Raw genomic sequence first — 11,757 nt, 5'->3', positions numbered from 1 at the left:
CACGGGCGCAACTGCCATGCGGCGCACCCGAGTTGTTCGCTTCACGTGCCGAGGAAGGCTGTCCGCCGCTCGACAGCGGCGACCTGAACCGGTTCGCGGATGAGGCCCTGTTCCTGGGCGTACCGTCCGGCGACTTCCAGACAGGCGGTCAGCGACGTGCTCCACCCGGCGGCGACCGCGCGCCCGGCGGGCGAGGCGTCGCGCTGCCCCGCGGTGTCCGCGATCGACTGCTTCAGGGCTTGGTAGAAGGCGCGCACGGCGTCCGGTGTCTTGCGCAGGACGTCGTCGCGCACCACCAGCAGGTGGTTCGCCGGGATCGTGCCGTGCCGCTCGATCCACGCGAGCCCGGCCTTCTCGGCGTCGGCCACGAGCGGGACCAGGCCCGCCCCCTGCCCGCCGATCGCCTTCGGACCGAGCACCGCGGCGGTGACGTCGCGGGAGCGCAGCAGGTCCGCGACGCGACCGGCCCGGGAGCGCTGCACGTTGGGCGGGTTGACGTACTCGGCGACATGGACGTCCTCGGTGGTCACCCAGGTGACGTCGCAGGACTCGACCCGGTACTCCTCCCGCAGCCAGCCCCGCACCCACAGGCCGGTGGTCTGCCCGTAGGAGCGCACGCCCACGCGTCGGCCCACGAGGTCCGCGGGGCTGATCTCCGGGCCCTCGGGCAGCCGGGTCAGCGAACGGTGGTGCGTACTGCCCACCAGCACCACGGGCAGCAGCGTCACGGGGACACCGGTCTCCTGGGCCTGGAGGTACGTGGCCATCGGCATCTCGCAGATGTCGTAGGCGAGGTCGCGGACCATGCGCGCGAACGCCGGCGGCAGCGGGGAGGACTCCAGGTAGCGGCAGTCCACCCCGTCCACCGGGACGGTCCCGTCCTTCAGCGGCCGGGTGTGCGCGTGGTCGCCCAGCATGACGGTCAGCGGCGTCGATACGTGTGTCGCGCTCATGCCGCTCACACGTCCTCGCCGTACTGGATACGCCGGTACGGGGTGCTCAGCACCTCACGTGTGATGCGGACGTCGATGACGGTGGGGCGGGGGCCGCGTACGTACTCGGCCAGCGCGTCACGCAGCTCCTGCGCGGTGCGGACGGTGGCGCCCCCGCCGCCCAGCGCCCGGGCTACGGTGCCCAGTTCGGGCGTGGAGATGGTGGCGAGGTCCGGGTCGAGGCCCTTCGCTCTCGCCTTGTGGTATTCGGCGCCGAGACCCTGGTCGTTCATGACGACGACGAGGAGCGGGATGTCGTAGCGGCACGCCGTCTCGAACTCGGAGAGGTGCATGAGGAAGCTGGCGTCGCCCTCGACCACGAATCCGGGTTTGTTGCCCCGTGCGACCATCTGGCCCATCGCGATGAGCGGGGCCTGGCCGATCGCACCGAACATGCCGTAGTTGGACAGCACCTCGCGGGAGCGCTGGAAGAGCATGGTGCCGAAGTCGGTCTGGTGGCCACTGCCAAGGACCAGGCCCATCTCGCCGGGGAGTTCGTGGTCGAGGATCCAGATCGCCTCGCGCGGGTCGAGCCGGCCGTCCTCGTGCACGTACTCGGGCTGCTGGACGCGGCCGGTCAGGTGCTGCCGGACCTGGTCGGTGTGGAAGCCCTCGATGCGCACGGAGCGCTTGTCCAGTTCCCGGGCCAGCTCGGTGAGCGCGGTGACGGCGTCGGCCTGGAGGTAGCAGTCCGCTCCCCTGCCGTTGCCCATCACCAGATGGGGGGCCGTGTCGATCTGGATGTACTTGGCTTCCGGGTAGAGGTAGCCGCTCTCGATGGTGTAGTGGTTCAGGCTGGCGCCCACCGCGATGACGCAGTCGGCCTCCTGGAGCAGTTCCATCGAGACCTTGTCGCCGAACAGGCCCGAGAGGCCGACGTGGAAGTCGGTGCGGTCGCACAGCCAGTTCTTCGCCTGGAGCGTGGTGGCCAGGAGGGCGCCGGTGTGCTCCTGGAGAGTGAGGATCTGCTCACCGGCGTCCGCCTTGCGGGCGCCGCGTCCGGTGATGATCACCACGCGTTTGGCGTCCTGGATCAGGTCACAGGCCGCCTGCACCTTGGCCGGGTCCGGCAGCAGCCGGGACTTCTCGATCAGGGCGGTGGAGGGTGTGTAGTCCTCGTCGTAGTCGTCGAGTTCGGCGACCTGGACGTCGAACGGGGCGCTGATCATGACGGGCTTGGACTCGGTCCGTGCCAGGTAGAAGGCTTGGCGTACGGCCTCCTGGGCGTTCTCCGGCCGCGTCACGTGGATGAAGTCGCACTCGATGGCGGCGGCGAAGCGGCGCTGGTCGAGGTACTGGGTGGCGCCCTCGTCGCCCAGCGCCGTCTCCCCGCAGAACGCGACCAGCGGGGTGCCCGCCCGACTCGCGACGATCATCGATGTGGCCAGCTGCGAAACACCGGGACCGCTGGTCGTGGTGACCACGCCCGGCTGTCCCGCGCCGCGGGCCCAGCCGTCCGCCATGCCGAGTCCCGAGCCCTCGTGACGTACCTCGTACAGCCGCACCCCGCGGTCGGCGAGCGCTGCCATCCAGTGCATGTTGGCGTCGCCCATCATGCCGAAGACGTCGGTGGCGCCCTCTCGGACGAACGCCTCGGCGAGTGCTTCGTAGACCTTCACTTCTTCAGCTCCTTGTCGTTCGCCGCGGCCGTCGACCGCGACTTCAGGACGCCTTCGAGCCTGGGGAAGACCCGCAGCGCGTTGTCTCCGTAGACCGCCTGCCGATCGGCGTCGCTGAGGCTGTCGATGGAGTCGAGGGTGTACTTGGTGTCGTCGAACCGCCGCCCGGTCTCCGGGTCCACGCTGCGGACGGCGCCGATCATCTCCGAGGCGAACAGCACGTTCCGTGCCGGGATGATGTCGAGCAGCAGCTCCAGGCCGCGCTTGTGGTAGACGCAGGTGTCGAAGCTGACGTTGGGCAGGATCGACTCCTCCAGCGGCGGCCGGCCGCGGTCCTGCATCATTCCGCGGTAGCGGCCCCAGTGGTACGGGACGGCTCCACCGCCGTGCGGCAGGATCAGTTGCAGCGTCGGGAAGTCCTTGAACAGGTCCGACTCGCACAGCTGCATGAACGCCGCGGTGTCGCCGGCGAGGTAGTGCGCGCACGTCCCCTGCATGGCCGGGTTCCGCGACATCGCGACGTGGACCATGGCGGGGACACCGAGCTCGGCCATCTTCTCGTAGAGCGGGTAGTAGACGCGGTCCGTCAGCGGCGGCGCCTGGTAGTAGCCGTCGGACGGGTCGGGATTGAGCAGGCAGCCGACGGAGCCCAACTCCTTTACGCAGCGCTCCAGTTCGTCGACCGAGTTGCGGATGGAGGCGGGCAGGGCGTCGCCCGGGGACTGCGGGAGTTGGCACACGCCGACGAAGCGCTCGGGGAAGAGTCCGCAGACGCGGGCGATGAGGTCGTTGCTGACGCGGGACCAGTCGAGGCTGGTCCGTTCGTCGCCGTAGTGGTGGGCCATCTTGCCCGCGCCCGGTGAGAAGAGCGTGACGTCGGTGCCGCGCTCGATCTGCAGCTTCAGCTGGCCGTTCTCGATGGCGGTGCGGATCTCGTCGTCGCTGATGCGCAGTTCGTTGGGCGAGACCCGGGCGCCGGTCTCCTCGTAGGCGCGGATCTGCCGCTCCCGCCAGGCGCCGAGGGCGGGCGGCGCCGTGGTGAAGTGGCCATGACTGTCGATGATCATGAGGTGCTCCGAAACGTGGGATGCGGTGCGGGTCGCGTCAGGTGCGGGGAGCGGGGCCCCGTCACGCGCGGCCGGTCAGCTCGCGGGCCTTGTGCAAGCCGGGGTAGGTGCGCACCGGGGACGTCATCAGGAACCGGTAGCCGTCGTCGAGGACCTGCTTGACGTTGGCGGCGGTGACGTGGGGGTGACCCACGGCGATTCCGCGTTCCTTGCAGATGGTGAGGATCTGCCGCTTGCACTCCAGGACGCGGGGGTGCTCGTACTGGCGGGGGAGGCCGAGTTCCTGGCTCATGTCGCCCTCGCCGATCAGGATGAGCCCGATCCCGGGGACCTGGTCGAGGATGTCGGGGAGGTTCTTGATGCCGAGCTGGTCCTCGATCATGAGGCCCACGAGGATCTCGCCGTCCGTGTCGAGGGGCCACACGTCGGCCCTGGCGTAGTACTCGATGTTGGAGATGCCCCAGTAGCGTGTCGCCGCGTGCGGGCCGTCGCCCCGCAGGCCGGCCGGCTCGTACAGGGGGGTGTCGGGCAGCCGGGGGTAGCGGCAGGCGGCGACGGCGTTGCGGGCTTCCTCCACCGTGGAGATGTGTGGCCAGATGATGCCGAACGCACCGAGGTCGAGGGCCTGCTTGGCGTGCCATTGCGCCTTCTCCGCGCCGTTGGCGGGGATGCGGACGATCGGGGTGACATCGGGTGCGAGGCTGTCCGCCTCGAACACTCGGCGCCTGCTCAGCAGGTACTGGAAGCTGTCCTTGAGCGCGTTGATGTCCCAGGGCTTGTGCTCCATCTCGAACACGACGGCGTCGTAGTCGGAGTTGCTCAGCTCGATCGCGGACGCCGGGTCGGCGGCGGAGAAGGTCGCGAAGACGTGCTCCCCCGCGGCCAGCGCGCCGATCACCTTGTTGTACCTGGGTGTTGTCATCGCCGGCCTCCCTGGCCGAGTGCCTCGTCGGACCTGTTCTTCGCACGCGGGGCCGTCTGTCCCCGGCGCGCGGAGCGGCGCGCTGTCCACCACGCCCGCAGACGCGCGAACAGGCCAGTCGGACGAGGCTCGACTTCCGCTGCGGCTTCGGGAGTTACGACCGGTTCCGGCTCGGGGGCGGGGGCGCACTTCTCAACGAGCTGGTCGGTGAACTCCTTCGTCATCTTGGAGACCACCATCCCCGCACCCGACTCGATCAGCTTGGCGAGTTTGCCGTTGAGCTTGATCTCTCCGTCGCAGAAGACGCGGGAGGTGCCGGGGGACTCCCCCTCGACGACCCGGAAAGTAGCGCCGGCGCTGAAACGGGTGGCGCCCTGACCGTCCGCGCCGCGGGCCGTGAGGCGGCCCTCGTGGACGGATTCGTCCAGGTCGAGGGAGACCCGGGCGGCGAATGTGACCCGCAGACCACCGAACCTGATGGCGAGGGTCCCGTCGAAGGACCCATCGTCGTGCGAGGGTCCGAGTTCGGCGCCGCCGATGCAGGACACGACGGCCGAGGGGTCGGAGATGACCTCCCAGACCCGGTCGGGCGGACTCGGTACGGAGATCTCTTCCGTGATCGATATCAAAGCTGTGAACCTCACTCGGCGGCAGATGTGACGTCGCGGGGGAACAAGGGCATGGCAGGACGGCACACCGGGCATGGTGGTTTGGCAGTTCGCTGCGCGAAGCTCCGGGCAGCGGGCTCAGGTGGCGGGGTTCGGCCTGGTCAGGCGGCGCTCTTCCGCTCCGCGGCGAACAGGCTCCACAGGTCGTTGTAGAGCTCGGAGAACTCGGGCGACTCGACGAGCGAGCCGATCTGACGCGGCCGCTCGAAGGGGACTTGGATGACACGGCGGATGGTGCCGGGGCCCTTGGACATCACGATGACCTCGTCGGCCAGGTAGATGGCCTCATTGAGGTCGTGCGTGACGAAGACCAGGGTCCCGTTCTGTTCCCGCCAGATGTTGAGCAGTTCCTGCTGCAGCTCGAGCCGGGTGATGGCGTCGAGCGGCCCGAACGGCTCGTCCATCAGCACGATGGACGGGTTGTAGATGAGCGCCCGCGCTATCGCGCAGCGCTTTTGCATGCCGCCCGACAGTTCTCGGGGGAAGTGGTGCTCGAAGCCGGTCAGGCCCACGAGCTTGACCCAGTGGGCGATGCGCTCCTCACGTTCCTCCTTGGCAACCTTGCGGAACTTGAGCGCCAGACCGATGTTGGCCTGGACACTCAGCCAGGGCAGCAGGTGGGACTGTTGCGTCACGTACGCCGCGTCGGAGTTGACGGCCGTGACCGGCTCACCGGCGTAGTGGACCTGGCCCTGGGTGGGGGTGAGGAGCCCGGCAGCCAGGTTGAGGATGGTGCTCTTCCCGCAACCGCTGGGTCCGATCACGGCGACGACTCTGCCTCGATCAACCTTGAACGACACGTCCTCGATCGCCGGCCGGTGGGTGCCGGGGAACTGCAGAGTGACGTCGTCGAGACGGAGTGCCTCCGGGTGGGAGTCACGCTGTGTGGTCGACATATCTGTCTCCTCGGCCGCCTTCCAGCGGGGAGCTGAAGCGGGGGCCGTGCGCTCGCAACTGTGGCGGCGTTCGTGGGTGGCGGTGCAGTGACAGTGGTACGTCCGATGCACGCGAAGGGGCATCGAAGGCGGCTGGTTTCTTCTGCTGGTGCACTCTTCGACGCCTGTTCGCGTCGTTGAGATTGTCCGACAACCTTCGAGTGGAACGTAACACCGCCCTCGGGGCGACACAAGAAGTGTGCAGGAAGAAGCTGCTATTCACAGGAACGTGAGTCAACGACCAGCAAAGACTGTCGGACAAAGGCCAGTTGAGCCATGGCAGAGGGCCCCAGACTGAGGAAACCTCAGTGGCCGGTTCCGCGCCGTGGGGAGCGGTGCCGGGACGCGCGGCCGAGCAGTTTCAGGGCGGGCACGGCGAGCCCTGCGCCGGCTGCGGCGAGGCCGCCGACGAGCAGCGCGCCGCGGGCTCCCCACGCCGCGCCGACAGCGCCGACGGCCGGTCCGCCGATGACCGTGCCGCCGAGCCAGCCGATGGACCAGATCGACAGCACTCGCCCGCGCATCTGCGGCACGGCGGAGATCTGCATCAGCGTCTTGGCCGAGGAGTTGAACGTGATCGAGGCGGAGCCGACGAACACGAGCAGGACCATCGCCACCGGCAGGTTCGGCGCCAGGGCCGCCGCGCAGATCAAGGCTCCCCAGATCACCGCCGACACCGACAGCGATCTGGTGGTGAGGCGTTGGCGGCGCACCGCGACGAGACCGCCGAGCACGCCGCCGACGCTCATGACGGCCATGGCCGCGCCGTAGCCCATGGGCCCCGCCCGGAACACGGACGTGGTCAGCAACGGCAGGCTGACAGGAAACTCCCAGGTGAGCACGCCGGTCACGTAAACCATGATCATCGGGTAAAGCAGGTCAGGGGTGCGGCGGATGTAGGCGAGTCCGGCGCGGATCTGACCCTGGGCGCGCTTCTCCCGCTCGGCCGGAAACATCTCCGCGGTGCGCAGTCGGAGCAGACTGAGGATGACGGCCAGAAACGACAGAGTGTCCAGGGCGAAGCACGGGGCCACTCCCAGTGTGGCGATCACGGATCCGGCGATGCCGGGTCCGGCGAGCTTGGCCGTGTTGATGAAGGTGGAGTTGAGCGCGATCGCGCTGGTCAGCTCTGCCGGGGAGACGAGTTCGCCGATCAGCTTCTGCCGTGCGGGATTGTCGAAGACGTTCGTGAAGCCGAGGCCGAGCATGAAGGCGATGAGCAGCGGCAACGTCAGCAGACCGGTTAAGGACAGCACGGTGAGCAGGGCGGCCTGGACCGCGAAGGCGACCTGGGTGAGAAGCAGCAGCCGACGGGTGTCGTGGCGGTCGACCACGAGTCCACCCCAGGCTCCGAGCAACAGGATCGGCAGGTAGCGGGCCCCGGTCACGATGCCGAGCACGGTCCCACTGTGCGTGAGTTCGAGGGTCAGCCACCCGATCGCGATGTTCTGCATCCAGTTGCCGACCACGGATGTGGACTGCCCGATCGAGAACAGGCGGTAGTTGCGGTTCCTCAGCGAGGCGAAGCTGCCCCGCCGCCGGGCGCCGGGGTCGGCCCGGCAGTCAGCTTTCATGCGTCACGTCCACCGAGGTCCCGGAGTGGTAGCGGCACGACTCCTGCGTGAGGAGGTCAGCCGGGCGCCCGGTCAGGGGCGTCGCCCTCTTCATCGGAGGCGGTGTTCAGCAACAACGCCCGTCTCGCGGAGGCCACGTGGTGCCGCATCGCGGCTGCGGCGGCATCGGGGTTGTGGGTCAGCAGCGCCGCCAGGACGGCGCAGTGTTCGTTCAGCGAGTTCGCCCGCGGGTGGCTGCGGGCGAGGTCGCGGAACTGCCGCATCACCAGGGGGTACACGAGGACATCGACGAACCCGGACAGGATCGGCTGCCGGGCGATGGTCCGCACGTGCCGGTGGAAACATCTGTTGAGACGGGAGTACTCGGCTTCGTCGTGGGCGTCCTCGGCGTCACCCATCTTCGCGCAGATGTCGGCGAGTTCGGCGAGTTCCGGCTCGGTCGCGTGCACGGCGGCCTTCGCGGCCAGCGCCGATTCGAGAACCTCCCGTGCCTCCAGGACGGCGGCCGCCTCCTCGATCGTGAACACACGTGTTCTGACGCCCCGGTTGGGCTCGCTCGTGACGTAGCCTTCCTGCGCGAGCCGCACCAGGACGGACCGTATGGTGCCGCGCGAGACGTCGAGACGGTTCGTCAACTCCGCCTCGGTGAGGCGGGCGTTGGGCGGGAAGTGCCCCGAGACGATCAGGTTGCGCAGGTCCTGGTATGCCTGCGTGAACCTGCTCGACGCCGCGGCGTCGGCCGCGCCGGTGTCCGGTGTACTCATCTCACCCACGGACCGTACGCGCACGGCGGTGTCGGCAGGTCACGCCAGCTCCCTCGTCGAGGTTTCTGTTGAACAAGTCGACGGAACATAACAGCTGTCCGTCTGCGGACACAAGACCGCTACCGGTAGACAGCGTTGAAATTGTTTAACAATAGGAGCCGCCTTAAAGAACGTCCCCTACGCCGCCTTCCGCGAGGTCGGCCGCGTGATCGTACGGTGCAGCTGCCGCGCTGCCTCTCGCGCCGCTTCGCCAAGGTGGAATCGGTCAACCGGTTCGGCAGGTACTCCACGCACGAACTCGGCGTCCAGCTTCGGCGGGAGCTCTCCCAGCTTGGTGGCCCTGGACATCGACGGCACCTTGATCGCGCCCGGCCGCACCATCACGACGCGGTGCCGCGCTGCCGTATGGCGAGCCCACGAGGCCGGCTGCCACGTCGTCCTCGCTACCGGACGGGCATCCTTCGAGGTAGTCGAACTCGCCCGGGACATGGAATTACCGGCCGGGCTGTCTGTCTGTCTGTAGCAATGGAGCGGACCTCGCCACCACCGCGGACGGCAGCATCCTCAAACAGGACACCTTCATGGCCCGGCCCGTACTGGAAGCCTTGCGTCGGCATGCCCCGCACGCGGCGATCGCAGCCGAAGTCCCCGGGACCGGCTACCTCGTGACCGTGCCCTTTCCTGCGGACAGACTTCGTGGACGGCAAACGCTCAGCACGCTGGAAGAGATGCTCGCCTCCCCTGTTGTCCGTGTCGCCGCCCGCGACCCTGAGGCAACCGCCGAAGACTTCCACGCTCTCACCCGCCGACTGCACATCCGTGGGGCCAGCTGCTCCGTCGGCTTCGAGGCATGGCTGGACCTCGGGCCTTTGGGAGTATCGAAAGCATCGGGTCTGACCACCGCCGCCACCATGCTCGACGTCACCGCCGATCAGGCCCTCGCCATCGGTGACGGGTACAACTCCCGGGAAATGCTCACCTGGGCAGGGCGCGGCGTCGCCATGGGCCATGCTCCTGCCGCCCTGTGCGCCGTGGCTGACCACACCACTTTGAGCATCACTGAAGACGGCGCCGCAATAGAATTCGAGTGGTGGTTCCCGACTGACAGGGCAACCCCGAATCACTGGGAAACAGCACCGTCACCCGCATCACAAGGCCCATGGCAGCCAAGCGCAATAGACACGACAGCGCTGCCACCGACCGCGCGCGTCAGCGCAAGGTTTACGGACGGGTTCTCAGCAGAACGAGAACGCCACCTCGACCAGCGGGCGTAGGGCTACAAGTTCAGGTGAGTTGGCAGCGGCCTCCAGGTCGGCAGGTGTAGGGGGCGCCGGGCTCCGTCCCGGAGTGCCTCTGCCTTCTGCCGTTCCCGCCGGAGCCCCTGGCCAACTCGTCGCGCCATCTGGCCCCTCGCCGAGAGGTGACCCACCCCGGCTCGACCGGGCCTCGCCTTCTGTGATGGCATGAGCGTCCACGTGCGGGGAGGTTGCGGTGCTCGGCAGGAACACGCGGTGGGTCGCGGGCGCGCTGACCCTGGCCTGTCTTCTGCTGATCGGTCCCGGCGCACCCAGTGGCGACCTCCCCGCCGCCGAGCCGCTGCCCGCCGACGCGGCCACGGAGATCGTGCCGAACCGGGTCATGACCTGGAACATCTGCAATCCCTGCCGCGGCGCGGGGCAGAACGTCGGCCGCGCCGCCGACATCGCCACGTACGCGCCCCAGGTCATCGGCCTGCAAGAGGCGTGTATCCGCGACGTCGAGCGGATCCGCGACTACCTAGAGCGCCTCTACGGGCTCGTCTACCACGTCACGTACGGCTCGGTGCTGCGGAACTGGAGCCGCTGCGGCGGACTCCCGTGGCACGCCGGCGGCTACGGGCAGGCGATCCTCTCCGCGGCGCCGGCGACGGACGCCGTGATCGTGGAGTATCCCGACGGCGGCTCCGAGGACCGCGGGTACATGGCGGCCACCACCGAGGTGGACGGCCGCCCGGTCCGCGTCTTCAACACCCATCTCGCCGAGCGGCACCAGGAAGCGGTCCGGGAGCGGCAGGTGCCTGTGCTCGCGAAGGAGATCGCGCGGCACGACCGGGCGATCGTGCTCGGAGACTTCAACGCCGTGCCGGACTCCCCCGAACTCCGTCCGATGTGGCCGCTGGCCACGGACGCGGATCCGCAGTGCAGCCCCTCGGCTGGCGGTGTCTGCGAGCCGACGACCGACTGGCAGAGCAGGTTCGACTACGTGTTCCTGCGCGGTATCAACCCGCGCGCCCACCGTGTGCGGCCGAGCGAGCACTCGGACCACCACATGCTCTACGCCGATCTGGCCCCGCTCTGATCGCACGCGTGACCGCCGGGTGACTGCTGTGCAGACAGGCGGACGGCAGCGTTCCGTTTGGTGGGAACGATTCCGCGGAACTGTTCCGCACCATTCCGGAAGGCGCTCGCGAGTTCCGCCCCTCCCCCACATGCCCCGTCCGTCGCAGCACCCGCGACTCCACCGTCCGGTAGTTCAGCGGGAGTGGCTTTGTGCGCATTCTTCCGCGTCGACTCGGCATGCACCAGTTCGATGAAGTCGCGGGTCGGCCGGCAGCCGCCGCTCCGCTCGATAAGGCGGCTCAGCCGTCCCCGCCCCTCGCAGAAACCGAGTTCAGGCTTGTGTGGTCGGGTGCTTGGGGTGTAGCCCAGCCGGTTCTCCCGCATGGAGCGGTTTGCGTTCCGCTTCGCCATGGGCATGAAGAGGGTATCCCCCTCCGTCGTGTCACGGCTGGCTCTTCCAAGCGGGCACCGTGCGGTTGTGGCTCCGATCCGCTCACTGTCCTGCGCCTCCAACTGTGGTTCCGCTTACGGCACTTGACAGGGCCCTGTCGATGTCGATCCGTTGCCGTGACTCGCCAGATGCACGGTGATCCAGACCGCTGACGAAGCGGAGAACTGACTGTTTCCGTGCGCTCGCTCCTGCAAGCCCCTGCCTCGCGTTCGGGTCAGTTGAACGCGCGTAGAACGTTCCCAGGGGAGTCTGCGGCCGGCCCCTGCTTGCCGGACGCACGCCCCATCTCTTCCCGCGCCGCGCCTCGCTCCGGCGCGCCGAGATCCACCGCACCGCAGGACCACTCGTCACCACTGCATCTCACCCCCCACCACCAAACAGGAGGATGCCTTGTTCCCCCGGAGCGTTTCCCTCGGATTCACACAGCGCACTCGTACTGCGGCGGGC

At 68.5% G+C, this 11,757-nt stretch carries 11 protein-coding genes; 3 read left to right on the top strand and 8 right to left on the bottom strand.

What is annotated here, in order from left to right; all coding sequences use genetic code 11:
* Positions 1-41: 41 nt before the first annotated feature.
* The 8 genes from ACIREE_RS27735 to ACIREE_RS27700 all read right to left on the bottom strand — a co-directional run bounded on the left by ACIREE_RS27735 (position 42) and on the right by ACIREE_RS27700 (position 8,541).
* Positions 42-953, bottom strand: a complete 912-nt coding sequence (locus ACIREE_RS27735) for a hypothetical protein (protein WP_404157609.1) — start codon at positions 951-953, stop codon at positions 42-44.
* 5 nt (positions 954-958) lie between these two features.
* Positions 959-2,611 carry a thiamine pyrophosphate-binding protein gene (locus ACIREE_RS27730; protein ID WP_404157606.1) on the bottom strand — a complete coding sequence of 551 codons (1,653 nt, stop codon included), beginning with the start codon at positions 2,609-2,611 and terminating at the stop codon, positions 959-961.
* Positions 2,608-3,678, bottom strand: coding sequence for an amidohydrolase family protein (locus ACIREE_RS27725; RefSeq protein WP_404157603.1), 1,071 nt, complete (start codon positions 3,676-3,678; stop codon positions 2,608-2,610). The genes ACIREE_RS27730 and ACIREE_RS27725 overlap by 4 nt, the downstream gene beginning before the upstream one ends.
* Positions 3,679-3,739: 61 nt before the next feature.
* A complete protein-coding gene (locus ACIREE_RS27720) occupies positions 3,740-4,600 on the bottom strand; it encodes an HpcH/HpaI aldolase/citrate lyase family protein (RefSeq protein WP_404157600.1) in 861 nt (286 codons plus the stop codon).
* The gene (locus ACIREE_RS27715; protein ID WP_404157597.1) at positions 4,597-5,229 is read right to left on the bottom strand and encodes an SRPBCC domain-containing protein; all 633 of its coding nucleotides are present in this window, start codon (positions 5,227-5,229) and stop codon (positions 4,597-4,599) included. Before ACIREE_RS27715 ends, ACIREE_RS27720 begins: the two co-directional genes overlap by 4 nt.
* Positions 5,230-5,369: 140 nt before the next feature.
* Positions 5,370-6,164, bottom strand: coding sequence for an ABC transporter ATP-binding protein (locus ACIREE_RS27710; protein WP_404157595.1), 795 nt, complete (start codon positions 6,162-6,164; stop codon positions 5,370-5,372).
* A 344-nt stretch (positions 6,165-6,508) separates the two neighbouring features.
* Complete coding sequence (locus tag ACIREE_RS27705; protein WP_404157592.1) at positions 6,509-7,777, bottom strand: MFS transporter; 1,269 nt, start codon at positions 7,775-7,777, stop codon at positions 6,509-6,511.
* A 56-nt stretch (positions 7,778-7,833) separates the two neighbouring features.
* The gene (locus ACIREE_RS27700; protein WP_404157590.1) at positions 7,834-8,541 is read right to left on the bottom strand and encodes a GntR family transcriptional regulator; all 708 of its coding nucleotides are present in this window, start codon (positions 8,539-8,541) and stop codon (positions 7,834-7,836) included.
* Positions 8,542-8,746: 205 nt separating this feature from the next.
* Here ACIREE_RS27700 and ACIREE_RS27695 point away from each other — a divergent pair, with 205 nt between their 5' ends.
* The 3 genes from ACIREE_RS27695 (at position 8,747) to ACIREE_RS27685 (ending at position 10,878) form a co-directional block, all read left to right on the top strand.
* Positions 8,747-9,064, top strand: coding sequence for an HAD family hydrolase (locus ACIREE_RS27695; RefSeq protein WP_404157587.1), 318 nt, complete (start codon positions 8,747-8,749; stop codon positions 9,062-9,064).
* A 58-nt stretch (positions 9,065-9,122) separates the two neighbouring features.
* Positions 9,123-9,815, top strand: a complete 693-nt coding sequence (locus tag ACIREE_RS27690; protein ID WP_404157585.1) for an HAD family hydrolase — start codon at positions 9,123-9,125, stop codon at positions 9,813-9,815.
* Positions 9,816-10,032: 217 nt separating this feature from the next.
* On the top strand, positions 10,033-10,878 hold the full coding sequence (locus tag ACIREE_RS27685) for an endonuclease/exonuclease/phosphatase family protein (RefSeq protein ID WP_404157582.1): 846 nt from the start codon (positions 10,033-10,035) through the stop codon (positions 10,876-10,878).
* Positions 10,879-11,757 lie beyond the last annotated feature (879 nt).

This window comes from Streptomyces sp. NPDC102467 (assembly GCF_044765445.1).
Classification (GTDB): Bacteria; Actinomycetota; Actinomycetes; order Streptomycetales; family Streptomycetaceae; genus Streptomyces.
The sequence above is the reverse complement of the archived record's forward strand: the minus strand, read 5'-3'. Positions and strand labels throughout refer to the sequence as shown.